The organism is Pantoea sp. alder81 (assembly GCF_020179835.1).
Taxonomy (GTDB): Bacteria; Pseudomonadota; Gammaproteobacteria; order Enterobacterales; family Enterobacteriaceae; genus Pantoea.
This window is the reverse complement of record NZ_JAIUDA010000002.1, coordinates 99,949-124,256: the sequence shown is the minus strand read 5'-3', so window position 1 is coordinate 124,256 and position 24,308 is coordinate 99,949. Positions and strand designations below refer to the sequence as shown.

The window sequence follows — 24,308 nt, the reverse complement described above, 5'->3', positions numbered from 1 at the left end:
CTGTTTCATTATTTGTCCAGATTGAACGTCGACCAGACCGGCGCATGATCCGACGGTTTTTCCATGCTGCGGATCTCGTAATCAATGCCACTTTCAATGCAACGTGCGGCCAGCGGCTGACTGGCCAGCAACAGGTCGATACGCAGACCCCGGTTATCATCAAAGCCTTTTGAACGGTAGTCGAACCAGGAGAAGCGGTCAGCTGTTTCCGGGTATTTGGCGCGCCAGGTATCCACCAGTCCCCACTGCAGCAGACGATCCATCCACTCACGCTCTTCTGGCAGGAATGAGCATTTACCGGTGCGCAGCCAGCGCTTACGGTTATCTTCGCCAATGCCGATATCGAGATCGGTACTGCTGATATTCATGTCACCCATGATCAGCACCGGCTTATCGATTGCCAGCTGCTGTTCCAGATAATCCTGTAAATCGCGGTAGAACTTCTCTTTTGCCGGGAATTTGGTCGGATGGTCACGGCTCTCACCCTGCGGGAAGTAACCGTTAATTACGGTGATGTCGCCAATCGGGCTGGGGATTTCCGCCATGATCAAACGGCGCTGTGATTCCTCATTATCACCGGGAAATCCACGACGAACGGAGACAGGCTGCGCTTTGGTCAGCAGCGCGACGCCATAATGGCCTTTCTGACCGTGATAAAACACGTTGTAACCCAGTTTGCTGACGTCTTCGAGCGGGAACATGTCATCGTGGACTTTGGTTTCCTGCAAGCCGATAACATCTGGCTGATGCTGTTCGACGAGGGCTTCTAGTTGATGAGGGCGTGCGCGCAAACCATTGATGTTGAAAGAGATGAATTTCATTTCGCTGCCATTTTTATCCGCAAAAGTATGCCGGGATGGTAACGAGTTTTCGTTAAAAAGTCATGGGTTGGATTGGGAAGAAACAGCGATAGAAGCAATAGGGGAATGACGAGAGATGGTGGCGGGAGAAGGATTCGAACCTTCGAAGTCGATGACGGCAGATTTACAGTCTGCTCCCTTTGGCCGCTCGGGAATCCCGCCAGGGATATAAAGCTCTTGAAGATTCAGGCGAGGAGATAATTCAGATGGTGGCGGGAGAAGGATTCGAACCTTCGAAGTCGATGACGGCAGATTTACAGTCTGCTCCCTTTGGCCGCTCGGGAATCCCGCCACTGGCCTGAATTAATATGCCTGAAAGCGGGGCGCATCATATCAAATGCGCTCTGACTGTAAAGCGCTGAAAACAAAAATATGAATCGTTTGCCCACTTTTCATCCGTGGCGCTGAAGAGTTGCACAATTCAGCGCCAGGAAGCTTACAGAATGATGGTGCGGTTACCGTAAACGAATACGCGCTGTCCCAGCACTTTGTAGAGCGCACGGCTCAGAACATTCTTCTCGACATCACGACCGGCACGCATCATCTCTTCTGCGGTGTAGCTGTGATCAACGTTGATCACGTCCTGCATGATGATCGGACCTTCATCAAGGTTGTCATTCACGTAGTGCGCGGTAGCGCCGATAATTTTCACGCCACGCTCGTAAGCCTGATGGTAAGGGCGCGCGCCGATGAAGGCAGGCAGGAACGAGTGGTGAATATTGATGATCTGATTTGGGTAACGCTGAACGAAAGCCGGTGTCAGCACGCGCATGTATTTTGCCAGCACGACGTAATCAGGCTGATAACGATCAATTTCATCGCCCATGCGGTTGTCATGCTCTTCACGCGTCAGGCCTTCATGACTGACCAGCACAAACGGAATATCAAAACGTTCAACCAGCGAGCGCAGCGTTTCATGGTTACCGATGACGGCGGCAATCTCCATATCGAGACCACCAAACGCGCATTTCATCAGTAAATCGCCCAGGCAGTGCGCCTCTTTGGTCACCAGAATCACCACGCGACGGCGGCCGGCACTCTGCAGTTCACGTACGGAACCCACCGGTAACGCGCTGTCGAGATCGGCCAGCAGAGTATTGTCGTTGAAAATCCCTTCCAGCTCTGTGCGCATGAAAAAGCGCCCGGTACGGTGATCGACAAACTCATTGTTTTGCACAATGTTGAGTTCATGCTTGTAGCAAATGTTGGTGATCTTGGCGATCAGACCTTTCGCATCTGGGCAAATGGTCCGTAAAACTTTTCGTTGCGTGTTTTGCGCTTGCATCTCGATCAGAGTCCTGTCAAAGCGATGAATGGTAAAGCCGTTGTGCATCTGTCCAGATTAACCACAACATTTTTTGTATTTTTTATCGGAGCCACAAGGACAGCGATCGTTGCGCCCCAGCTCGGGCACCGTTCCGTCGATATAGTACCAGCGTTGATCCTCACGAAGAAAGCGTGAACATTCATAGATGGCCGAAGTGCGCTCTTTTTCGCGGTAACGCGCAAAAAAGGTCACAAAGGCTTCATTCTCATGGCTTCCATGATTACAACGGGTTACATTCAAGCCCAGCCATTCAGTGCCGGAAAAACTTTCAGATAATAACGTCTCAAGGTCGGCCACACGCTTACTGGAGTGCCAGCTCGAAGCCAGATAGCCAGCATTCTTTTCAACATAGGCGGTATAGCGCGAACGCATTAATTGTTCAGCGCTGGCAGGGAATGCCTGACCGTTCAGAAAGGGCTGGCAACATAAGCTATACTGCTTTCCGCTGCAGCAGGGGCACTTTTCAGACACGTCATCTCCTGTGAGTGATTAAAGTTAATTAAAGTGTGCGCTATGGTAGCCGACTGCTGAGCGGGATGCTACGTACCAGACTAATCACGAGGTGCGATGAGAAAGGTGAGGATCGGGCTGGCCCTGGGGTCAGGTGCCGCTAAGGGTTGGGCGCACATCGGTGTAATTAATGCACTGGAGCGTGCCGGCATTGAAATTGATGTGGTTGCAGGCTGCTCAGTCGGCGCGCTGGTGGGATCGGCGTACGTCAATAATCGGCTGGGCGTGATGGAAAAGTGGGTAAGCGCATTCCGCTACTGGGACGTTATCCGCTTGATGGATCTGTCGTGGCAGCGAGGCGGGTTGTTACGCGGTGACCGCGTTTTCAGCCACATCCGTCAGTTGATCCCGAATGAATTTATTGAAGGGTGCAACAAACCTTTTGGTGTTGTGGCTTCAAATTTAAGTACCGGTCGTGAGTTGTGGTTAACCGAGGGCGATCTGCATCAGGCGGTGCGAGCTTCCTGTAGTATGCCAGGCTTATTACCACCTGTTGGCTACAATGGTTACTGGCTGGTGGATGGAGCCGTGGTTAATCCGGTGCCGATCTCCCTGACGCGTGCGCTGGGCGCTGACATTGTCATCGCGGTCGACTTACAGCACGACGCGCATTTAATGCAGCAGGATTTATTATCGGTGACACCCCAAAGCGGCGAAGAAGAGGCCGCGGCAGAAGCATTAAGCTGGGGCAAAAAACTGCGCCAGCGCATATTGGGACTGACGCACCGTCGTGCAAATCAGACGCCGGGTGCTATGGAGATCATGTCCACATCCATCCAGATTCTGGAAAACCGTCTTAAACGTAACCGTATGGCGGGCGATCCACCGGATGTGTTGATTCAACCGTTTTGTCCGCAGATATCCACACTGGATTTCCATCGTGCAGAAGAAGCCATCGCGGCAGGTAAAGCCGCAGTCGAGAAAAAAATGGATGAACTATTACCGCTGGTCCGTGGCAGATAATCAGGTTGTTCATTCACAGGCAGTGCGACTTCAGTCAATTCTGAAAGGCGCAACTGCGTTTTATGAACCACTATTGAAATATCTGGTACACAGGGGGAGAGAATGGAAAAGCCACTAATCGGCAAAAAGATACTCATTGTCGAAGATGAGGTCGTTTTCCGTTCAATGTTAGACACGATGCTGGCGGGGTTAGGAGCCAGTACGTTGGAAGCGGGAGATGGTCTTGACGGCTTAACTTTGCTGTCGGCTCAAGCCGTCGACCTGGTGATTTGCGATCTGGAGATGCCGCGCATGGGTGGGCTTCAGTTCGTCGAACGTATTCGCAGCCGCGGCAACACAGTGCCGATTTTAATCATCTCCGCGACGCAGAACATGGCCGACATTGCTCATGTCCTGCGCCTTGGGGTTCAGGATGTCCTGCTTAAGCCGTTAAGAAACCTCGAACGTTTTCGTGAAGCCGTTTATGAGTGCCTTTATCCTTCGATGTTCACGTCCAAAGTGGAAGAAGATGAACAGCTGTTTCAGGACTGGGATGCTCTGGTTCGCGATCCACTGGCTGCTGCCAAGCTACTCAAGCAGCTGCAACCACCGGTTCAGCAAACCATCGCCAATTGCCGCATTAACTATCGCCAACTAACCATGGCAGAACAGCCGGGACTGGTGCTGGATATTGCCGCGTTGTCCGATAAGGATTTGGCTTTCTACTGTCTGGATGTGACGCGCGCTGGTGACAATGGCGTGTTAGCGGCTTTGCTGTTGCGCGCACTGTTCAATGGTTTGTTACAGGAACAACTTTCCGGGCAAAACCAGCGCTTGCCAGAGCTAAACGGCCTACTGCGGCAGGTCAACATGCTGTTACGTCAGGCCAATCTCAGTGGTCAGTTCCCCTTGCTGGTGGGGTACTACCATCGCCAGTTAAAAAACCTGATTCTGGTCTCCGCTGGTCTCAACGCCACATTGCACATCAATACCCATCAGATTCAACTCAGTAATGGCGTGCCGCTTGGTACTATGGGCAGTACGCACCTCAATCAAATCAGTCAACGCGCCGATGCCTGGCAGTGCCATGTGTGGGGCGCGGGTGGCAGACTCCGGCTGATGCTATCGGCTGAAGAATAAGCGATTGGATTTATATTTTTTGCGGGCTGAAGACAGGGCCAGGGGTAAGCTTTACACTTGGGTAATAGTCTTAAATTCCGCGGATTAACTCCATCCAGGATAAATCCGTCTGATAGTAACTGATATACTCATTTCGTTTTTAAACCGACATATCAAGTATTAACTTGAACGGCCTATTAAGAGAGGTATTTAGATGTCTGCCCATAAGTCTAAAGTAAGAAAAGCGGTAATCCCTGTTGCAGGTCTGGGTACGCGTATGCTGCCTGCTACTAAAGCAATTCCAAAAGAGATGTTACCGCTGGTCGATAAGCCGCTGATCCAATATGTCGTGAATGAGTGTATCGCTGCGGGCATTAACGAGATCGTGCTGGTTACGCACTCCTCTAAAAACGCCATCGAAAACCATTTTGATACCAGTTTCGAACTGGAATCAATGCTGGAAAAACGCGTTAAGCGTCAGCTGCTGGATGAAATCCAGTCTATCTGCCCGCCACACGTGACCATCATGCAGGTGCGTCAGGGTATTGCGAAAGGTCTTGGCCACGCAGTGATGTGTGCACATCCGCTGATCGGTGATGAGCCGGTTGCCGTGATTCTGCCTGATGTGATCATCGATGAGTACGAATCTGACCCAACCAAAGACAACCTGGCAGAGATGCTGGCGCGTTACGAAGAAAGCGGCCGCAGCCAAATTATGGTTGAGCCGGTTGCTGATGTGACCGCTTACGGTGTGGTTGACTGCAAAGGTGCTGACCTGGCACCAGGCCAGAGCGCGCCAATGGTCGGTGTGGTTGAGAAGCCTAAAGCTTCTGAAGCGCCATCCAACCTCGCGGTAGTGGGTCGTTACGTGCTGTCTGCTGACATCTGGCCTCTGCTGGCGAAAACCCCTCCAGGCGCTGGCGGCGAAGTTCAGCTGACTGACTCCATCGCGATGCTGATGGAAAAAGAGACCGTTGAAGCCTACCACCTGACCGGTGTGAGCCATGACTGCGGTAACAAACTGGGTTATATGCAGGCTTTCGTTGAGTATGGCGTTCGTCATCCAGTACTGGGTAAAGACTTTACCCAATGGCTGGAAGGCGCTGTAGGCAACAAAAAGTAATTCATTAAACACAGGATAATTCAATGAAAGTCACTGTATTTGGTATCGGCTATGTCGGTCTGGTTCAGGCTGCGGTGTTGGCCGAAGTCGGACATGACGTTCTCTGTATTGATGTCGATGAAAAGAAAGTCGAGAACCTGAAAAAAGGTAATATTCCGATTTTCGAACCGGGTTTGACGCCGCTGGTGATGTCTAACTATGAATCGGGGCGCCTTAAATTCAGCACCAATGCAGAAGAGGGTGTTAACCACGGTGTGATGCAATTTATTGCTGTGGGAACGCCGCCGGATGAAGACGGTTCTGCCGATCTGAAATATGTGACTGCGGTTGCGCGGACAATTGCTGCGCACATGAACGATCATAAAGTTGTGATCGACAAATCAACCGTCCCAGTTGGAACGGCTGATCGTGTGCGTGCAGTGATGACCGAGACGCTGCAAAAACGTGATGTCAACATCCCGTTTGATGTGGTTTCTAACCCTGAATTCCTCAAGGAAGGGGCTGCAGTAAATGACTGCATGCGTCCTGAGCGCATCGTAGTCGGTACCGATAACGACGATGTGGTTGAGTTGTTGCGTGAGCTCTATGAGCCATTCAATCGCAATCACGATCGTATGATTCTGATGGATATCCGCAGTGCAGAGCTGACCAAGTACGCAGCGAACTGCATGCTCGCGACCAAAATCAGCTTCATGAATGAGATCTCTAACCTGGCAGAACGTCTGGGAGCCGACGTTGAGAAAGTGCGCCAGGGGATTGGTTCTGATTCACGCATTGGTTATCACTTCATCTACCCTGGCTGCGGCTACGGTGGTTCGTGCTTCCCGAAAGACGTGCAGGCGCTGATTCGCACTGCTGAGTCGATTGGTTACACGCCGCGTCTGTTACAGGCGGTAGAAGATGTGAATGATTCGCAGAAGAACAAACTGCCGAGTTTCATCAAGCGTCACTATGGCGACGACCTGCGCGGCAAAACCTTTGCCCTCTGGGGCCTGGCGTTCAAACCTAATACCGACGATATGCGTGAAGCCTCCAGCCGTGTGCTGATGGAAACGCTGTGGGAAGCGGGTGCGACCATTCAGGCATTTGACCCGGAAGCAATGGAAGAAGCGCAGCGTATTTATGGCCACCGCGACGATCTGAAGCTGACCGGTACCAAAGAAGCGGCGTTGCAGGGTGCTGATGGCCTGGTCATCTGTACTGAATGGCAGAATTTCCGTGCGCCAGATTTCGACGTCATCAAAACCGCGTTAAAACAACCCGTGATTTTTGATGGTCGTAACCTGTATGATCCGGAGCGTATTAGCAAACGCGGCTTCACGTATTACGCTATCGGTCGCGGAGCATCAATTCAAATTGTGTAATAAATGAGGGATGTATGAAGTTTCTGGTTACTGGCGCGGCAGGTTTTATTGGGTTTCACGTGAGTCAGCGTTTGCTGGCCGCCGGTCACAAGGTTGTTGGGATTGATAACCTGAATGACTACTACGATGTTAGCCTGAAACAAGCGCGCTTGGACCAGATCGCTCAGCATCCCGAGTTTATTTTCCTGAAAATGGACCTGGCAGATCGCCAGGCCATTTCTTCTTTATTCGAAGAACATGCGTTTGAACGCGTCATCCATTTAGGTGCACAAGCGGGCGTTCGTTATTCAATTGAAAACCCACATGCTTATGCTGACGCCAATCTGATTGGCCACCTCAATATTCTCGAAGGTTGCCGCCATCATAAAATCGGCCACCTGCTGTATGCGTCATCCAGCTCGGTTTATGGGCTTAACCGCAAAATGCCTTTCTCAACGGACGACTCCGTTGACCATCCTATTTCTTTGTATGCGGCCACCAAAAAAGCCAACGAATTGATGTCGCATACCTACTCTCATTTGTACCAGTTACCGACCACAGGCCTGCGCTTCTTTACCGTTTACGGCCCGTGGGGACGTCCGGATATGGCGTTATTTAAATTTACCCGCGCGATGCTGGCGGGCGAACAAATCGATGTTTATAACCGCGGGCAAATGACCCGTGACTTCACTTACATTGATGATATTGCTGAAGCCATCGTACGTTTGCAGGATGTAATTCCGCAGGCTGATGAAAACTGGACCGTGGAAGCGGGATCGCCGGCCACCAGTTCTGCCCCTTATCGCGTATACAATATCGGTAACAGCCAGCCAACCAGCCTGATGACCTACATTGAGTCACTGGAAAAGGCGTTGGGTATTGAAGCGATGAAAAATATGCTGCCAATGCAGCCGGGTGATGTGCCAGGCACCAGCGCAGATACTCAGCCGTTATATGACGCGATTCAATACCGTCCGCAAACCAAAGTTGAGCAGGGCGTACAGAATTTTGTTGATTGGTATCGCGACTTTTATCAGCAATAACGATGCATTAAAAAAGGAAGCCAGCGGCTTCCTTTTTTCTTACCCGGTGTAAAGTGAAATAACGGCAACGTTTTTCACAATTCGAAGCACTGGAAAATTACAGCAGGAAATCGTCCAGTTGTTTACCTTGTTCTTCAATCGCTTTTTTAATCACAGCTGGTGTACGACCCTGGCCTGTCCAGGTGCGGTTTTCACCGTTTTCATCGACGTAAGAATACTTGGCAGGACGAGCAGCACGCTTGGTTTTGCCCGGTGCTTTAGTCTCTGAAAGGGCCTGTAACAGTTCGTTTGGATCGATTCCGTCAGCAATCAGCATTTCACGGTATTGTTCCAGTTTACGGTTACGTTCAGCATTTTCAGCCTGCGCGTGCGTGTCTTCTTCACGGCGCTCATTGACGACAACCTCGAGTTTTTCCAGCATCTCTTCCAGTGTTTCCAGAGTGCATTCCCGAGCTTGCGCGCGCAATGTACGGATATTATTAAGAATTTTAAGTGCTTCGCTCATTGTCCTAATCTCAAAATATAATAAATGGGAGTTGTTCTGCCGACTCATAATAGTGGGGCTAAAAAATAACTGCAATAGTCAGATTAAAAAGTAAAACCTAAAGTAAAAGCCAGAAATCGCATTTATAACGATTTACAAATATATTCCCCGCTCGCTTTAAAACCGGAAGCCTTGATTATCCGCGTTTGCAGCCACGACGTTGTGCTAATCCTTACACTTTGGCGGTAATAATTCTGAATAAAATCTCAGCATAGATTGTTCTTTGCCAAAACGTGCTATTCAAGTTCGGTAACGAATCCCTTATCTATCATTGTTGTTAATTTGAGCAAATGATAAAAATAATGCATCGCTACAGGTTTACCTGTTTATGGTAGACTGCGCGCCATCAGATTTGTGCTGCGATGAGATTCTGCATATGGCCCAACTTTATTTTTATTACTCCGCGATGAACGCGGGTAAATCCACTGCCTTGCTTCAGTCCTCCTATAACTATCAGGAGCGCGGCATGCGGACCCTGGTGTATACCGCCGAGATTGATGACCGTTTTGGTGCGGGCAAGGTGAGCTCACGGATTGGTCTTTCGTCTCCTGCGTTTTTATATAACGCCGAGACTCAACTAAGTCAGGAAATAGCAGATGAACATGCGAAGCAGCCGGTTCATTGTGTGCTGGTGGATGAAAGCCAGTTCCTGACGCGAGAGCAAGTCAGAGCGTTATCGGATGTGGTCGACAATATGGATATTCCCGTATTGTGTTATGGATTACGCACAGACTTCCTCGGCGAACTCTTTACCGGTAGTCAATATTTGCTGGCGTGGGCAGATAAACTGGTTGAGCTTAAAACCATCTGTCATTGCGGACGTAAAGCCAGCATGGTATTGCGCCTTGACGCCAACGGTAAACCGTTCAGCGAAGGGGAGCAGGTCGTCATTGGTGGCAATGAGCGTTATATTTCTGTCTGCCGTAAACACTATAAACAGGCAATTGATGAAGGATCGTTAAAAGCCATTTATGGTTCTCAATCGCCGCACGCTTGATTATTTAGCGATAAAAAAACCCGCCGCAGCGGGTTTTTTGTTTTTAGCCGATTAAGCTTTTTTGGTTTTTCTCTCGATTTTCACCGCTTTATCATCGACGGCTTCGGCTACTGCGCCTTCAGCTTCAGAGAATTCACGGCCATAGAAGGTATCCAGCATGATTTGCTTCAATTCAGCAATCAGCGGATAACGTGGATTAGCACCGGTACACTGGTCATCAAACGCGTCGTCTGCCAGTTTATCGACTTTCGCCAGGAAATCAGCTTCCTGCACGCCTGCTTCACGGATAGAGGTTGGAATACCCAATTGAGTTTTCATCTCTTCCAGCCATGCCAGCAGTTTCTCAATTTTCTGGGCAGTGCGGTCACCCTGAGCACTCAGTCCAAGATGGTCGGCAATTTCAGCGTAGCGACGGCGTGCCTGTGGGCGATCGTACTGACTGAAGGCGGTCTGCTTGGTTGGGTTGTCATTCGCGTTGTAACGGATGACGTTGCAAATTAGCAGGGCGTTGGCCAAACCGTGCGGAATATGGAACTCAGAGCCCAACTTGTGCGCCATGGAGTGACACACACCAAGGAAGGCGTTGGCGAAGGCGATACCGGCGATAGTTGCCGCATTATGCACACGTTCACGCGCCACCGGATTCTTCGCCCCCTCACGATAGCTGGCAGGCAGGTTCTCTTTCAGCAGTTTCAGTGCCTGCAGTGCCTGTCCATCCGAGTATTCGTTTGCCAGCACAGAGACATAAGCTTCCAGTGAGTGAGTGACGGCATCCAGACCACCAAACGCACAGAGTGAGCGCGGCATATCCATCACCAGGTTGGCATCCACAATCGCCATATCAGGCGTCAGTGCATAATCCGCTAACGGATATTTCTGGCCTGTGGCATCGTCTGTCACTACCGCAAACGGCGTCACTTCAGAACCAGTACCGGAAGTGGTGGTGATTGCCACCATGCGCGCTTTCACGCCCATTTTCGGGAACTTGTAGATACGTTTACGGATATCCATGAAACGCAGCGCCAGCTCTTCGAAATGGGTTTCAGGATGTTCATACATCACCCACATGATTTTCGCGGCATCCATCGGGGAACCGCCACCCAGCGCGATAATCACATCAGGTTTAAAGCTGTTCATCTGCTCAGCACCTTTACGTACGATGCTCAGTGTTGGGTCCGCTTCCACTTCAAAGAACACTTCAGTTTCGATGCCGTGCGCTTTTAACACGCGAGTGACTTGATCGGCGTAGCCATTGTTAAACAGGAAGCGGTCGGTGACGATAAAGGCACGCTTAGCACCGTCGGTCGCAACTTCTTCAAGGGCAATGGGCAGTGAACCACGACGGAAGTAGATAGACTTCGGAAGTTTATGCCACAACATATTTTCAGCTCGCTTGGCCACGGTTTTCTTGTTGATCAGGTGTTTAGGTCCGACGTTCTCAGAAATGGAGTTACCGCCCCAGGATCCACAACCCAGCGTCAACGATGGCGCAAGTTTGAAGTTATACAGGTCGCCGATACCGCCTTGCGAAGCTGGTGTGTTAATCAGAATACGGGCCGTCTTCATCTTGTCGCCGAAGAAGTGCACGCGTTCGTGTTGGTTATCCTGGTCAGTGTACAGGCAGGAGGTATGGCCGATACCGCCCATAGCCACCAGTTTCTCTGCTTTATCCACCGCATCGTAATAATCTTTTGCACGATACATCGCCAGGGTTGGCGACAGTTTTTCGTGGGCAAAGGGTTCAGATTCATCCACCAGTTTCACTTCACCGATGAGAATTTTGGTGGTCGCAGGGACGCTGATGCCGGCCAGTTCGGCAATTTTTGCTGCAGGCTGACCTACGATAGCGGCATTCAGTGCGCCATTTTTCAGGATGATGTCCTCAATGGCTTTTAACTCTTTACCCTCTAACAGATAGCCACCGTGGCTGGCGAAACGCTCGCGAACCGCATCGTAGACAGAATCCACCACGATGACGGACTGTTCTGACGCACAAATCACACCGTTGTCGAAGGTTTTGGACATCAGGATAGAAGCTACCGCGCGTTTGATATCAGCGGTTTCATCGATAACGACTGGCGTGTTACCTGCACCCACACCAATCGCCGGTTTACCGGAACTGTATGCGGCTTTCACCATGCCTGGGCCACCGGTGGCCAGAATCAGATTGATATCAGGGTGATGCATTAACTGGTTGGACAGCTCCACTGAAGGGACATCGATCCAGCCAATGATGTCTTTCGGCGCACCGGCGGCAATGGCTGCCTGCAACACGATGTCAGCCGCTTTATTGGTGGCATCTTTAGCACGTGGATGCGGTGAGAAGATAATACCGTTACGGGTTTTTAAGCTAATCAGTGCTTTAAAAATGGCGGTGGAGGTTGGGTTAGTGGTCGGGACGATACCGCAAATCAGGCCAATCGGCTCAGCTATGGTGATGGTGCCGAAGGTGTCATCGGTATCCAGCACACCGCAGGTTTTCTCATCTTTATAAGCGTTGTAGATATATTCAGAAGCGAAGTGGTTTTTAATCACTTTATCTTCAACGATGCCCATGCCGGATTCGGCAACGGCCATTTTAGCGAGGGGGATGCGGGCATCAGCAGCGGCGAGTGCAGCAGCGCGGAAAATGGTATCAACTTGTTCCTGACTAAAGTTGGCGTATTCACGCTGTGCCTTTTTTACACGCTCAACCAGTGCATTAAGTTCGGCAACATTTGTAACGGCCATAGTGCTCTCCTGAAGGAAGTTAAACTCTTTTAGTAAGCAAGCCTGAGTTCGAAAGTATAGCCGCGCTAAGCTTGTACGTTGGTCAGAGTGGCGAGTTGATCGCCGTTGCTTACTAAAAGGGTTTCCAGGATTAGATACTGACTCACTTCTCAATAATTTCGATGGGGTAAGATTACCCCTGATGAGGTAGGCAAATTTTGATATGGATCAATTTGAGGCCAAGCTGACACCTTTCAGCACCGACTTTAGCAACTAAAGTAAGTCTTAGGTCGGTTTTAGTTGGCAGGGATGCAGCTGGGTGGAGGGTGTCCAACTCTGCACAGAGGAATACACTGGAAAGGAGTGGAAACAGCAGCATATATTTCCGCTTAACCCACTGGTTTTCCGCCCGGCTTATGCACTACATTAAGCGCGATTTGAAACACTACCTTCGTGGAGCTCACAGTGAACCCCGTGCTACTTGATTTTTCCGGCTACATTAAGTTTTTTGTCGGTTTATTTGCCCTGGTCAATCCCGTGGGGATCATTCCCGTGTTCATCAGCATGACCAGCTACCAGGCCGTCGCTGAGCGGAATAAAACCAACTTCACGGCAAATCTGGCTGTGGCAATCATTCTCTGGACCTCACTGTTTCTCGGGGACGCCATTCTCCATCTTTTCGGCATCTCCATTGACTCATTCCGTATCGCTGGCGGCATTCTGGTGGTGACTATCGCGATGTCGATGATCAGCGGCAAGCTGGGCGAGGATAAGCAAAATAAACAAGAAAAATCAGAGACCGCGATTCGTGAAAGTATTGGTGTGGTGCCGCTGGCCTTGCCTTTAATGGCCGGGCCGGGTGCCATCAGTTCGACTATCGTCTGGAGCACGCGTTACCACAGTTGGATAAACCTGCTCGGTTTCACCGTCGCCATTGCGATTTTTGCTTTCTGCTGTTGGTTACTGTTTCGTGCCGCCCCATTAATGGTGCGCATTTTAGGGCAGACAGGCATTAACGTGATTACCCGAATCATGGGGCTACTATTAATGGCGCTGGGCATTGAGTTTGTTGTCACCGGCATGAAAGCGATATTTCCGGGTTTACTGAATTAATCTGGTCGTATTTTCAGTTAAAAAATAACTTTTGTGATCCATATTGGTGCAGCGAATGAGTTTTTTGCACCAATATGGTGAAGTTATTCGGCTTGCTTAATATGATTGGGCTATCATCACTTTTGCTACTACTTTCTCTCTCTTCGCCAGTTCATCAATAAATATATGTGATAATTATCACAGAATAATTCACTACCTAATTCGTTTAATCCAATAACTATTCGGATGTTTTATCGTTTCAAATAACGTTTCATATTGTTTTCCTAAGGATCGGTAGCAATAACGATAAAATAAAGGATTGCAGGGCGTTTTTGGCGAAAATTCCGACGGAATACTGGTTTATTGCTTATAAAACATCTATTTGAGTAATATTTCAGGATAAAAATTAACACTTCTCCTGTCGCGATCTACATGATAAAAGAGAATTAGCTAACATTTTTGGTGTTTAGCTTTGGCGTGCGGGCATCGGTTCTGATAATTTTCGGCTCATCACAAATTTTTTCCCTGTTAGCGACAAATGTGTACGCTTCTTGCTTACTCGCTATCAGGTTTTTATTTAAGGTTGATATTTGTTGATGAAAAGCATGGTAGCGAAAAAGGCTGCGCGCACGTCTCTGGCGCTTTGTCTGGCAGGTTTTATCACTCACAGTCAGGCTGCTGAAATCCCGGCGGGTACGCAATTATCAGCAACACAGCGCATCGTCATCAATAACGGTAGTGAAGTGTCTTCGCTCGATCCGCAAAAAACGGAAGGGGTGCCGGAATCCAACGTCATTCGCAATTTGCTGGAAGGGCTGGTTGAGACCGATAACAATGGTCAGATTGTGCCCGGCGTTGCATCGAAGTGGAGCAACCAGCAAGGGCGTATCTGGACATTCACCTTGCGAGAAGATGCCCGCTGGAGCAACGGTGAACCCGTCACCGCACAAGATTTTGTCTACAGCTGGCAGCGCCTGGCCGACCCTAAAACGGCATCACCCTATGCAAGTTATTTACAGGCAGCGCATCTCGCCGGTATCAACGCCATTCTGGCGGGCAAAGCCTCACCTGAATCACTGGGCGTGAAAGCGATCGATGCGCATCACCTGGAGGTGACGCTCACTGAGCCCGTTCCCTATTTTATCGATATGCTGGCACACACCGCGATGAAGCCGGTGTATCGTGCGGCGATTGAAAAATCGGGCGAGCAGTGGACGCAGCCACAGAACTATGTGGGAAATGGTGCTTACACGCTGGCTGATTGGGTGGTGAATGAAAAGATTGTCCTGAAGCGTAATCCGCAATATTGGGATAATGCGCGTAGCGTGATTGATGAGGGCGTTTTTCTGCCTATCACTTCCGAGAACAGTGATATCAACCGCTATCGCAGCGGTGGCACGGACATGACCAACAGCGTGGTGCCACCGGACTTATTCAAGAAGTTGCAGCAGGATTTGGGTGAACAGGTCAAAGTCAGCCCTGTGCTCTGCACCTTCTACTATGAAATGAATAACAAAAAAGCGCCGTTCGATGATGCAAGAGTCCGCACAGCGCTGAAGCTGACGCTCGATCGAGACATTATCGCCGACAAGATCATGGGGCAAGGTCAGATCCCCGCCTATGCGTTGACTCCGCCATTCACTCACGGTATCTCGCCAGAAGCGCCTGCCTGGTCGAAGCAAACCCAGGCCGAGCGTAACGCCAGTGCGAAAAAACTGCTGGCAGAGGCCGGTTTTAATGCACAGCATCCGCTGCGTTTCACGTTGTTGTACAACACCTCTGAGCAGAATAAACGCCAGGCAATTGCCGCCGCCTCGATGTGGCAAAAGAACCTCGGTGCCGAAGTGACGCTGCAAAATCAGGAGTGGAAGACGCTGCTGGAGACGCGTCATCAGGCGCAATACGATGTGGTGCGCGCCACCTGGTGCTCGGACTATAACGAGCCCTCAACCTTCCTCAACATGCTGCTGAGCGGTTCATCAATCAACACCGCGTTCTATCACAGCGATGCCTTCGATAAATTGATGGCGCAAACCCTGACGGTTGCCGAGAACACCCAGCGTGCCGCGTTGTATCAGCAGGCGGAAGCGCAACTGGACAAGGACTCGCCTATCGTGCCGGTTTACTATCGCGTCAGTGTGCGTCTGGTGAAGCCCTGGGTAGGCGGTTTTACCGGTAAAGACCCGCAGGATATGCTGGCATTGAAATACTATTACATAAAGAAACATTGAGTAATGTGTTGAACCGGCGCTACAGTCGGACGGCACATTAACGTGGTAAACCCTGAAGGGTGGTAGTGGTCTCTGTTCAGACAGGCAGAGATCTCCCGGAAACGGGGTACGCCGGGCGGTTAACTGACCTGGTGACGATAATAAAACTGGAGCTAAGTAATGAACAACATCACGAAAAAAAGCCTGATTGCCGCAGGCGTTCTTGCAGCAATCGGCGCGCTGGCAGGGAATGCCGCATTGGCAGCAGCGCCAGCAGGCGTTGAATTGGCAGCAAAACAGGAGCTGGTACGTGGTAATGGCGATGAAGTGCAATCGCTCGACCCGCATAAGATTGAAGGCGTGCCGGAAGACAACATCGCACGCGATCTGTACGAAGGTCTGATCATCAGCGACAGCGATGGCAAACCGGTTCCGGGCGTGGCGGAAAGCTGGGAAAACAAAGACTTTAAAGTCTGGACTTTCCATCTGCGCAAAAACGCCAAATGGTCCAATGGCGAGCCGGTAACGGCACAAGATTTCGTGTATAGCTGGGAACGTTTAGTCGATCCTAAAACCGCTTCTCCTTACGCCAGCTATCCGCAGTACGGCCACATCCTGAATGTCGATGACATCATCGCCGGTAAAAAACCGATCACCGATCTGGGTGTGAAAGCCATTGATGACCATACGCTGGAAGTCACCCTCAGCGAGCCGGTTCCTTACTTCTATAAGCTGCTGATCAACTCCGTGATGTCACCGGTGTATAAGCCTGCAGTTGAGAAATTTGGCGATCAGTGGACGCAGCCGCAGAACTGGGTTGGCAACGGTGCTTTCAAACTGGAATCACACGTCATCAACGAACGTGTCACCATCGTACGTAACCCGGAATATTGGGATAACGCGCACACCGTGCTGAACAAAGTGACCTTCCTGCCGATCAACTCAGAAGTGAGTGACGTGAACCGTTACTTCTCTGAGAACGGTAGCGACATCACCTATAACAACATGCCGATCGAGCTGTTCAAAAAACTGCAGCGCGACAATGGTAAAGAGTTGATGGTGAAGCCGTATCTCTGCACCTACTACTATGAAATCAACAACCAGAAAGCGCCATTCACCGACCCGCGCGTACGTACTGCGCTGAAGCTGGGTCTGGATCGTGACATCATGGTAAACAAGGTGCTGGCGCAGGGTCAGTTACCGGCGTACAGCTTCACTCCGCCAGCCACTGACGGTATGGAATTGCTGCCGCCAGACTGGTTCAAGTGGGATCAGAACAAGCGTAACGAAGAAGCGAAAAAACTGCTGGCCGAAGCAGGTTACACGGCGGATAAGCCACTGACCTTCAACCTGCTGTATAACACCTCAGATCTGCATAAGAAACTGGCTATCGCCGCTTCTTCGATCTGGAAAAAGAACATTGGCGTGAACATCAAGCTGGAAAACCAGGAGTGGAAAACCTTCCTGGATACCCGTCATCAAGGCAACTTCGATGTTTCCCGCGCGGCATGGTGTGCAGACTATAACGAGCCAACTTCGTTCCTGAACATCATGCTGTCTGACAGCAGCAGTAACACCTCGCACTATAAGAGCGCGGACTTCGATAAAGTGATCCACGATGCGGTGAAAGCGGTAGACGATAAAGCCCGTGTAGCGGATTACCAGAAAGCTGAGCAGATTCTGGATAAAGACAGCACCATTGTGCCGGTTTACTACTACGTCAACGCTCGTCTGGTTAAGCCGTATGTGGGTGGTTACACCGGTAATGATCCGCTGGATAAAACCCTCGATAAAAACCTGTATATCATTAAACATTAATAGCACTCAGGCTATCGACAGTGGCGGCGCTGTAGCGCCGCCTTTTTGACTTTGTGAAGCAACAGCCTGGTAGGTACGGCAATGTTAAAATTCATCCTGCGTCGGCTTCTGGAAGCGATCCCGACACTCTTCATCCTGATCACCATCTCCTTCTTTATGATGCGACTGGCACCCGGCAGTCCGTTTACCGGCGAGCGCACGCTCTCGCCTGAAGTGATGGCGAACATCGAAGCCAAATATCACCTGAACGATCCGATCGGTAAACAGTACGTCAGCTATTTAGTGCAGCTTGCGCACGGCGACTTTGGTCCATCGTTTAAGTACAAAGATTACTCGGTTAACTATCTGGTCGGCCACGCCTTCCCGGTTTCGGCCAAACTCGGCCTCGCGGCCTTCTTCCTTGCGGTGATCCTGGGCGTGACGGCTGGGGTTATTGCCGCGCTCAAACAGAACAGTTTGTGGGATTACGCGGTGATGGGGGTCGCCATGACGGGCGTTGTGATACCCAGCTTTGTCGTCGCGCCGCTGCTGGTGCTGGTCTTCGCGATTACCTTGCGCTGGCTGCCGGGCGGTGGCTGGAACGGCGGCCAATGGAATTACATGCTGTTGCCGATGGTGGCGCTGTCTCTGGCGTATATCGCCAGCATCGCGCGTATTACTCGTGGCTCGATGATTGAAGTGATGCACTCTAACTTCATCCGCACCGCGCGCGCCAAAGGGTTACCGCTGCGCCGCATCGTGCTGCGTCATGCGCTCAAGCCGGCGATGCTGCCCGTGCTCTCGTATATGGGACCGGCATTCGTCGGCATCATCACGGGTTCAATGGTGATTGAATCGATTTATGGTCTGCCGGGTATCGGCCAGCTGTTTGTTAACGGTGCTCTGAACCGTGACTATTCTCTGGTGATGAGTCTGACCATTTTGGTCGGTGTGCTGACCATTCTGTTTAACGCGATCGTTGATGTGCTGTATGCCGTGATCGATCCGAAAATCCGTTACTGATTGTGGAGCTCGCCCATGATGTTAAGTAAGAAAAACAGCGAAGCTCTGGATGCCTTCAGTGAAAAACTGGAAGTCGAAGGGCGCAGCCTGTGGCAGGATGCGCGTCGCCGCTTTATTCATAACCGCGCCGCGTTTATTAGTTTGCTGGTGCTGCTGGTGATTACCCTGTTTGTGGTGTTGGCACCTGTGCTGTCGCAGTTCAAATATGACGATACGGACTGGGCCATGATGTCAGCCGCTCCGGATACGGTATCAGGCCACTGGTTTGGTACCGATTCGTCCGGACGTGACTTGCTGGTGCGCGTGGCGATTGGCGGTCGTATCTCATTGATGGTCGGCATTGCCTCCGCGTTGATTGCGGTGCTGGTGGGCACGCTATATGGCTCACTGGCGGGCTATCTCGGGGGTAAAATCGACTCCGTGATGATGCGTATTCTGGAAATCCTCAACTCCTTCCCGTTCATGTTCTTCGTGATCCTGCTGGTGACCTTCTTTGGTCGTAACATCCTGCTGATTTTTGTGGCGATCGGCATGGTGTCGTGGCTGGATATGGCGCGTATCGTGCGTGGCCAGACGCTGGGCCTGAAGCGCAAAGAGTTATTGAAGCGGCACAGGTGGGTGGAGTTTCGACCTTCAATATCGTACTGCGCCACATCGTCCCGAACGTGCTGGGTGTGGTGGTGGTGTATGCCTCATTGCTGGTGCCGAGCATGATTTTGTTTGAGTCCTTCCTTAGTTTCCTCGGGTTGGGTACGCAAGAACCGCTGAGCAGTTGGGGCGCACTACTGAGTGATGGCGCCAACTCAATGGAAGTTTCGCCCTGGTTGCTGATGTTCCCGGCGGGTTTCCTTGTGGTCACGCTGTTCTGTTTCAACTTTATCGGCGATGGCCTGCGTGATGCCCTCGACCCGAAAGATCGTTAAGGAGTTTCCCGATGACCATACATGAATTTCAGCCAGCGATGGCTGCACGTGCGGGAAACAGTAACCTGCTACTGGAAGTAAAAGACCTGCGCGTCACCTTTGGCACCCACGATGGTGATGTCACCGCGGTCAACGACCTCAACTTTTCACTGCGTGCCGGCGAAACCCTGGGGATCGTTGGCGAATCGGGATCGGGCAAGTCACAGACCGCTTTCGCCCTGATGGGGCTGCTGGCCAAAAACGGTCGCATTGGCGGTTCGGCAAAATTCAACGGCAATGAGATTCTCAATCTGCCGGAGAACAAACTGAACAAGCTGCGTGCTGAGCAGATTGCGATGATTTTCCAGGACCCGATGACCTCGCTCAATCCTTACATGCGTGTAGGTGAGCAGCTGATGGAAGTCTTGAAACTGCATAAAGGGATGAGCAGCGCGCAGGCGTTTGAAGAATCCGTGCGCATGCTGGATGCGGTGAAAATGCCGGAAGCGCGTAAGCGTATGAAGATGTTCCCGCATGAGTTTTCCGGTGGCATGCGTCAGCGTGTAATGATCGCTATGGCGCTGCTGTGTCGTCCTAAATTGCTGATTGCCGATGAACCCACCACGGCGCTGGATGTGACGGTACAGGCGCAGATCATGACGCTGCTGAACGAGCTGAAACGCGAATTCAACACCGCGATCATCATGATCACCCACGATCTTGGGGTAGTTGCCGGTATCTGTGACAAGGTGCTGGTGATGTATGCCGGGCGTACCATGGAGTATGGCCGTGCACGCGATGTGTTCTATCAGCCTGCGCATCCTTACTCGATTGGCTTACTGAGTGCGGTACCGCGCCTGGATGCGGAAGAGGGCGAATCACTCACCACCATTCCTGGCAACCCGCCTAACCTGTTGCGCCTGCCGCAGGGCTGTCCATTCCAGCCACGTTGTGCTTTTGCGATGGACGTGTGTGCTAAATCACCGCCGCTGGAACCTTTCGCTGAAGGTCGTTTGCGTGCCTGCTTCAAACCGGTGGAGGAATTAGCATGAGTACCATCATCGAAGAGAAGAAAGTCTTGCTGGAAATCGCCGATCTCAAAGTGCATTTCGAGATCAAAGACGGCAAACAGTGGTTCTGGCAGCCGCCAAAAACGCTGAAGGCGGTGGATGGCGTCAGCCTGCGCTTATATGAGGGCGAAACGCTCGGCGTAGTCGGCGAATCGGGCTGTGGTAAATCCACCCTGGCGCGCGCCATCATTGGCCTGGTAAAAGCCACTGAAGGCCGTGTGGCGTGGTTGGGACGCGATCTGCTGGGACAGAGTCAGGATGAGTGGCGCCAGGCGCGTAGCGATATCCAGATGATTTTCCAGGACCCGCTGGCCTCGCTGAACCCGCGCATGACCATCGGCGACATTATTGCCGAGCCGCTGCGCACCTATTATCCGAAGATGCCAAAGCAGGAAGTGAAGGATAAGGTGAAAAACATGATGATGAAGGTCGGGCTGCTGCCAAACCTCATCAACCGTTATCCGCACGAGTTTTCCGGTGGTCAGTGTCAGCGTATTGGCATAGCGCGAGCGCTTATCCTTGAACCCAAGCTGATTATTTGCGATGAGCCGGTTTCGGCGCTGGACGTGTCGATTCAGGCGCAGGTGGTGAATCTGCTGCAGAAATTACAGCGTGAAATGGGGCTGTCGCTGATCTTCATCGCGCATGATCTGGCGGTGGTGAAGCACATCTCGGATCGTGTACTGGTGATGTATCTTGGTCATGCGGTTGAGTTGGGCACCTATGATTCGGTGTACAACAATCCACAGCACCCGTACACCCGTGCGCTGATGTCTGCGGTGCCGATTCCGGATCCCGATCTGGAGAAAAACAAACAGATTCAGTTGCTGGAGGGTGAGTTACCTTCGCCAATCAATCCGCCATCAGGCTGCGTATTCCGCACCCGTTGTCCGATTGCCGGACCTGAATGTGCAAAAACGCGTCCGTTGCTGGAGGGCAGTTTCCGCCATGCGGTATCTTGCCTGAAGGTCGACCCGTTGTAAGGTCGAAAAGAAAACGCCGGGCAATTGCCCGGCGTTGTTTTATTCGTTAGCGATTATTCACGCCAGAGAATGTGACACAGCTTGTGGTCTTTCTCGCGGCACAGCAGCACGCGGGCAAACACATCGGTAATCGGCTCGCCATCCGCTTCACCCAAACCAATCACTACTTCGGCGAAGAAGTCCGGATTGAGATCAAAATCAACATGCTCCTGCCAGTCTTCAGCCGGATCAAACAGCTCTGCGCCGCCGCGCTCTTCAAACTGCAGATTGAACAGAATGATGTCAGCCGGATCGAGGTTATCACCAGCCAGCTCCAGAAAAATGTCGTAAGCCTGCTCCAGCGTTTCATCTTCGGTAAGGCGATTATTTAAATCCATAGTCATTCCTGCTTGCTCTGAGGCGGTAATATTTTCGCTCGTTTTACAGTAAAGGGCTAAAGAAGTAAAACAGTCGTTCAACGATGCGCTGCCACCACGCACGTTTAGCCCAGCGCGCGCCATCCAGCAAGCGTGAGCGGGCGATATAGTCATCCTGCACCGTGGCCAGATCGCTGCCAAATCCATCATCATCGATGACCAGTGTGATTTCAAAATTGAGCCACAGGCTGCGCATATCCAGGTTCACGGTGCCAACCAGACTCAGCTGCCCATCGACCAGCACGCTTTTGGTGTGCAGCAAACCGTCTTCAAATTGGTAGATTTTCACGCCTGCTTCGAGCAACTCGGTGAAGAACGCGCGACTGGCCCAGCCGACCAGTAGCGAATCATTATGACGTGGCACCACAATGCTGACTTCCACACCGCGTTGTGCCGCGGTGCAGATTGCGTGCAGCAGGTCGTCACTGGGGACGAAATAGGGGGTAGTCATGATCAGTTGTTCACGTGCGGAATAGACCGCCGTTAACAGCGCCTGGTGAATCATATCTTCCGGGAAGCCCGGCCCGGAAGCGATCACCTGGATGATATGACCGCTTTCCTGCTCAAACGGCATGATATTGGCATCAGGCGCAGGCGGCAGAATGCGTTTGCCGGTTTCGATCTCCCAGTCGCAAGCGTAAACGATGCCCATGGTGGTCGCGACCGGCCCTTCCATACGCGCCATCAGATCGATCCACTGGCCCACGCCAGCATCCTGCTTAAAGTAGCGTGGATCGACCAGATTCATGCTGCCGGTGTAAGCAATATAGTTATCGATGAGCACAACTTTGCGATGCTGTCGCAAATCCATCCGGCGCAGGAATACACGCAGCAGGCTCACCTGTAACGCCTCAACCACGTCGATGCCCGCGTTACGCATCATATTCACCCACGGGCTGCGGAAAAATGTCACGCTGCCCGCCGAGTCCAGCATCAATCGGCAATGCACGCCACGGCGCGAGGCGGCCATGAGCGATTCTGCCACTTCGTCCGCCAGCCCGCCGGGATGCCAGATGTAAAACACCATCTCAATATTGTGGCGTGCCAATTGGATGTCACGGATTAGCGCGTGCATCACGTCATCAGAGTTAGTGAGCAGCTGTAGCTGATTGCCTTTGACACCCGCAATGCCCTGGCGATGGTGGCAGAGTTCAAATAATGAGCGTGCAACGTCACTGTGTTCAGTGGCGAAGATGTGCCGGCACTGTTTGAGATCGTTTAGCCACCTGGCGGTAGAAGGCCACATGGTGCGCGCGCGCTCAGCCCGGCGTTTACCCAGATGGAGTTCACCAAACGACAGATACGCGATAATACCCACCAGCGGCAGAATATAGATGATCAGCAACCAGGCCATGGCGGACGTCACTGCGCGGCGTTTCATCAGAATACGCAGCGTGACACCCGCAATCAGCAACCAGTAGCCGAACAGCAGCAACCAACTGATTAGGGTATAAAATGTAGTCATTAAGTGGACATCCTGTTCGCGCTTTGATGAGGAAAGTTTACGTGCTGAATAGCACTAGTGAAACCTTTAATCGTGAATGACAGTTCAATGAAGCTTTCGATTTGGCATTTTCAATCAGATCTTTATAATGCCTGGCGAGTTTAGCCTGTCTGATGAGGATGTGATGAGACGAAGCAGAAATGAAGTGGCGCGCTGGAGAATGTTACGTCAGGTACACCGCCGTCGTGCACGTTGGCTGGAAGGGCAGTCGCGTCGTTATAAACGTATCCATACCATTCGTCATCAGGTCGCGCAGCAGCATCGCCGCTCAATCCTGTTCATCACACAGAATATGTAAATGGCTTACGCGGCCTTTAAGCGCCGCGTAACACCAGAGAGACATTGACGATCTGTAATGCGGCCGCCAGCACAACTAACATCACGATGTGCTGTCGGGCCTGGCGCCAGCCTTGCTGACGCCAAATCCATAAAGCTCTGCCAATTAACGTCAAAACCGCTACCAGCAGTAAAACAGACTGCCACATCGATTAAAATACGCGTTTGAACGGTTTGACCGCCACTTTCTCATACACGCCAGCGGCAATGTAGGGATCGTCATTGGCCCAGGATTGTGCGGTTTCCAGCGAGGAAAACTCAGCAATGATCACTGAACCGGTAAAACCTGCGGGACCCGGATCGTTGCTATCCACAGCGGGCAGAGGGCCTGCGGCGATCAGTCGACCTTCATCCTGCAGTAACTGCAAGCGCGCGAGATGCGCCGGGCGTACGGAATTGCGTTTTTCCAGTGAATCTGCGGTATCTTCCGCATAAATGACGTAAAGCACGATGGGGTA

The 24,308-nt window shown here is 51.4% G+C and carries 22 protein-coding genes, 2 tRNA genes and 1 pseudogene; 14 read left to right on the top strand and 11 right to left on the bottom strand.

Going from position 1 to position 24,308, the window contains the following annotated elements; genetic code table 11:
• Positions 1–8: 8 nt before the first annotated feature.
• The 5 genes from xthA to LBW88_RS05490 all read right to left on the bottom strand — a co-directional run bounded on the left by xthA (position 9) and on the right by LBW88_RS05490 (position 2,658).
• Positions 9–821 (bottom strand): exodeoxyribonuclease III, encoded by an 813-nt coding sequence (gene xthA, locus LBW88_RS05510; RefSeq protein WP_224931843.1) that lies wholly within the window; start codon positions 819–821, stop codon positions 9–11.
• Positions 822–937: 116 nt separating this feature from the next.
• Positions 938–1,022 (bottom strand) — tRNA-Tyr (locus tag LBW88_RS05505).
• Between the two features lie 45 nt (positions 1,023–1,067).
• Positions 1,068–1,152 (bottom strand) — tRNA-Tyr (locus tag LBW88_RS05500).
• 144 nt (positions 1,153–1,296) lie between these two features.
• Entirely contained in the window at positions 1,297–2,145 is an 849-nt protein-coding gene (gene purU, locus LBW88_RS05495) for a formyltetrahydrofolate deformylase (RefSeq protein WP_034828882.1), read from the bottom strand.
• A 57-nt stretch (positions 2,146–2,202) separates the two neighbouring features.
• Entirely contained in the window at positions 2,203–2,658 is a 456-nt protein-coding gene (locus tag LBW88_RS05490; protein WP_224931845.1) for a YchJ family protein, read from the bottom strand.
• A gap of 96 nt (positions 2,659–2,754) precedes the next feature.
• On the opposite strand from LBW88_RS05490, the gene rssA reads away from it, so the two are divergent.
• The 5 genes from rssA to LBW88_RS05465 all read left to right on the top strand — a co-directional run bounded on the left by rssA (position 2,755) and on the right by LBW88_RS05465 (position 8,267).
• On the top strand, positions 2,755–3,660 hold the full coding sequence (gene rssA, locus LBW88_RS05485) for a patatin-like phospholipase RssA (RefSeq protein ID WP_034828813.1): 906 nt from the start codon (positions 2,755–2,757) through the stop codon (positions 3,658–3,660).
• 102 nt (positions 3,661–3,762) lie between these two features.
• Positions 3,763–4,779 (top strand): two-component system response regulator RssB, encoded by a 1,017-nt coding sequence (gene rssB, locus LBW88_RS05480; RefSeq protein WP_224931847.1) that lies wholly within the window; start codon positions 3,763–3,765, stop codon positions 4,777–4,779.
• 193 nt (positions 4,780–4,972) lie between these two features.
• On the top strand, positions 4,973–5,881 hold the full coding sequence (gene galU / locus LBW88_RS05475) for a UTP--glucose-1-phosphate uridylyltransferase GalU (RefSeq protein WP_224931849.1): 909 nt from the start codon (positions 4,973–4,975) through the stop codon (positions 5,879–5,881).
• 23 nt (positions 5,882–5,904) lie between these two features.
• Positions 5,905–7,245: a UDP-glucose dehydrogenase family protein gene (locus LBW88_RS05470; RefSeq protein ID WP_224931851.1), complete on the top strand. Its 1,341-nt coding sequence runs from the start codon at positions 5,905–5,907 to the stop codon at positions 7,243–7,245.
• A gap of 14 nt (positions 7,246–7,259) precedes the next feature.
• Positions 7,260–8,267 (top strand): NAD-dependent epimerase, encoded by a 1,008-nt coding sequence (locus LBW88_RS05465; RefSeq protein WP_224931853.1) that lies wholly within the window; start codon positions 7,260–7,262, stop codon positions 8,265–8,267.
• 97 nt (positions 8,268–8,364) lie between these two features.
• Here LBW88_RS05465 and hns read toward each other — a convergent pair whose 3' ends face one another.
• Entirely contained in the window at positions 8,365–8,772 is a 408-nt protein-coding gene (gene hns / locus LBW88_RS05460) for a histone-like nucleoid-structuring protein H-NS (protein WP_224931855.1), read from the bottom strand.
• Between the two features lie 415 nt (positions 8,773–9,187).
• Between hns and tdk the strand changes: the two genes are divergently transcribed.
• On the top strand, positions 9,188–9,808 hold the full coding sequence (tdk, locus tag LBW88_RS05455) for a thymidine kinase (protein ID WP_224931857.1): 621 nt from the start codon (positions 9,188–9,190) through the stop codon (positions 9,806–9,808).
• A 51-nt stretch (positions 9,809–9,859) separates the two neighbouring features.
• On the opposite strand, the gene adhE is transcribed toward tdk, so the two are convergent.
• Positions 9,860–12,538 (bottom strand): bifunctional acetaldehyde-CoA/alcohol dehydrogenase, encoded by a 2,679-nt coding sequence (gene adhE / locus LBW88_RS05450; protein WP_224931859.1) that lies wholly within the window; start codon positions 12,536–12,538, stop codon positions 9,860–9,862.
• A gap of 444 nt (positions 12,539–12,982) precedes the next feature.
• Here adhE and LBW88_RS05445 point away from each other — a divergent pair, with 444 nt between their 5' ends.
• The 7 genes and pseudogenes from LBW88_RS05445 (at position 12,983) to oppF (ending at position 21,594) form a co-directional block, all read left to right on the top strand.
• The gene (locus tag LBW88_RS05445; protein WP_034828826.1) at positions 12,983–13,630 is read left to right on the top strand and encodes a YchE family NAAT transporter; all 648 of its coding nucleotides are present in this window, start codon (positions 12,983–12,985) and stop codon (positions 13,628–13,630) included.
• Positions 13,631–14,205: 575 nt separating this feature from the next.
• Positions 14,206–15,840 carry an ABC transporter substrate-binding protein gene (locus tag LBW88_RS05440; protein ID WP_320442530.1) on the top strand — a complete coding sequence of 545 codons (1,635 nt, stop codon included), beginning with the start codon at positions 14,206–14,208 and terminating at the stop codon, positions 15,838–15,840.
• A gap of 159 nt (positions 15,841–15,999) precedes the next feature.
• Positions 16,000–17,637: an oligopeptide ABC transporter substrate-binding protein OppA gene (oppA, locus tag LBW88_RS05435; RefSeq protein ID WP_224931860.1), complete on the top strand. Its 1,638-nt coding sequence runs from the start codon at positions 16,000–16,002 to the stop codon at positions 17,635–17,637.
• Positions 17,638–17,718: 81 nt separating this feature from the next.
• Entirely contained in the window at positions 17,719–18,639 is a 921-nt protein-coding gene (gene oppB / locus LBW88_RS05430) for an oligopeptide ABC transporter permease OppB (protein WP_038646657.1), read from the top strand.
• 15 nt (positions 18,640–18,654) lie between these two features.
• Positions 18,655–19,562 (top strand): annotated as a pseudogene (gene oppC, locus LBW88_RS05425) (oligopeptide ABC transporter permease OppC).
• A gap of 11 nt (positions 19,563–19,573) precedes the next feature.
• Positions 19,574–20,593 (top strand): ABC transporter ATP-binding protein, encoded by a 1,020-nt coding sequence (locus LBW88_RS05420; protein ID WP_224931864.1) that lies wholly within the window; start codon positions 19,574–19,576, stop codon positions 20,591–20,593.
• A complete protein-coding gene (oppF, locus tag LBW88_RS05415; RefSeq protein WP_224931866.1) occupies positions 20,590–21,594 on the top strand; it encodes a murein tripeptide/oligopeptide ABC transporter ATP binding protein OppF in 1,005 nt (334 codons plus the stop codon). The genes LBW88_RS05420 and oppF overlap by 4 nt, the downstream gene beginning before the upstream one ends.
• Positions 21,595–21,647: 53 nt before the next feature.
• Here the strand turns inward: oppF and LBW88_RS05410 are convergent, their stop codons facing one another.
• Positions 21,648–21,977 (bottom strand): HI1450 family dsDNA-mimic protein, encoded by a 330-nt coding sequence (locus LBW88_RS05410; RefSeq protein WP_196761379.1) that lies wholly within the window; start codon positions 21,975–21,977, stop codon positions 21,648–21,650.
• Positions 21,978–22,014: 37 nt separating this feature from the next.
• Positions 22,015–23,475 (bottom strand): cardiolipin synthase, encoded by a 1,461-nt coding sequence (gene cls, locus LBW88_RS05405; RefSeq protein WP_224931868.1) that lies wholly within the window; start codon positions 23,473–23,475, stop codon positions 22,015–22,017.
• 163 nt (positions 23,476–23,638) lie between these two features.
• Between cls and LBW88_RS05400 the strand changes: the two genes are divergently transcribed.
• Positions 23,639–23,812, top strand: coding sequence for a YciY family protein (locus LBW88_RS05400; RefSeq protein ID WP_224931870.1), 174 nt, complete (start codon positions 23,639–23,641; stop codon positions 23,810–23,812).
• A gap of 16 nt (positions 23,813–23,828) precedes the next feature.
• On the opposite strand, the gene LBW88_RS05395 is transcribed toward LBW88_RS05400, so the two are convergent.
• Together LBW88_RS05395 and LBW88_RS05390 are read right to left on the bottom strand one after the other, a co-directional pair.
• Positions 23,829–23,999, bottom strand: a complete 171-nt coding sequence (locus LBW88_RS05395; protein WP_166936081.1) for a hypothetical protein — start codon at positions 23,997–23,999, stop codon at positions 23,829–23,831.
• Positions 24,000–24,002: 3 nt separating this feature from the next.
• Positions 24,003–24,299 (bottom strand): YciI family protein, encoded by a 297-nt coding sequence (locus tag LBW88_RS05390; RefSeq protein ID WP_039334626.1) that lies wholly within the window; start codon positions 24,297–24,299, stop codon positions 24,003–24,005.
• Positions 24,300–24,308 lie beyond the last annotated feature (9 nt).

Coding starts and splice junctions, on each gene's coding strand:
- hns (WP_224931855.1), bottom strand. CDS start 8,772: ATGAGCGAAGCACTTAAAATTCTTAATAATATCCGTACATTGCGCGCG.
- rssB (WP_224931847.1), top strand. CDS start 3,763: ATGGAAAAGCCACTAATCGGCAAAAAGATACTCATTGTCGAAGATGAG.
- oppF (WP_224931866.1), top strand. CDS start 20,590: ATGAGTACCATCATCGAAGAGAAGAAAGTCTTGCTGGAAATCGCCGAT.
- LBW88_RS05440 (WP_320442530.1), top strand. CDS start 14,206: ATGAAAAGCATGGTAGCGAAAAAGGCTGCGCGCACGTCTCTGGCGCTT.
- cls (WP_224931868.1), bottom strand. CDS start 23,475: ATGACTACATTTTATACCCTAATCAGTTGGTTGCTGCTGTTCGGCTAC.
- rssA (WP_034828813.1), top strand. CDS start 2,755: ATGAGAAAGGTGAGGATCGGGCTGGCCCTGGGGTCAGGTGCCGCTAAG.
- LBW88_RS05470 (WP_224931851.1), top strand. CDS start 5,905: ATGAAAGTCACTGTATTTGGTATCGGCTATGTCGGTCTGGTTCAGGCT.
- adhE (WP_224931859.1), bottom strand. CDS start 12,538: ATGGCCGTTACAAATGTTGCCGAACTTAATGCACTGGTTGAGCGTGTA.
- tdk (WP_224931857.1), top strand. CDS start 9,188: ATGGCCCAACTTTATTTTTATTACTCCGCGATGAACGCGGGTAAATCC.
- LBW88_RS05420 (WP_224931864.1), top strand. CDS start 19,574: ATGACCATACATGAATTTCAGCCAGCGATGGCTGCACGTGCGGGAAAC.
- purU (WP_034828882.1), bottom strand. CDS start 2,145: ATGCAAGCGCAAAACACGCAACGAAAAGTTTTACGGACCATTTGCCCA.
- oppA (WP_224931860.1), top strand. CDS start 16,000: ATGAACAACATCACGAAAAAAAGCCTGATTGCCGCAGGCGTTCTTGCA.
- LBW88_RS05395 (WP_166936081.1), bottom strand. CDS start 23,999: ATGTGGCAGTCTGTTTTACTGCTGGTAGCGGTTTTGACGTTAATTGGC.
- xthA (WP_224931843.1), bottom strand. CDS start 821: ATGAAATTCATCTCTTTCAACATCAATGGTTTGCGCGCACGCCCTCAT.
- oppB (WP_038646657.1), top strand. CDS start 17,719: ATGTTAAAATTCATCCTGCGTCGGCTTCTGGAAGCGATCCCGACACTC.
- LBW88_RS05465 (WP_224931853.1), top strand. CDS start 7,260: ATGAAGTTTCTGGTTACTGGCGCGGCAGGTTTTATTGGGTTTCACGTG.
- galU (WP_224931849.1), top strand. CDS start 4,973: ATGTCTGCCCATAAGTCTAAAGTAAGAAAAGCGGTAATCCCTGTTGCA.
- LBW88_RS05410 (WP_196761379.1), bottom strand. CDS start 21,977: ATGACTATGGATTTAAATAATCGCCTTACCGAAGATGAAACGCTGGAG.
- LBW88_RS05400 (WP_224931870.1), top strand. CDS start 23,639: ATGAGACGAAGCAGAAATGAAGTGGCGCGCTGGAGAATGTTACGTCAG.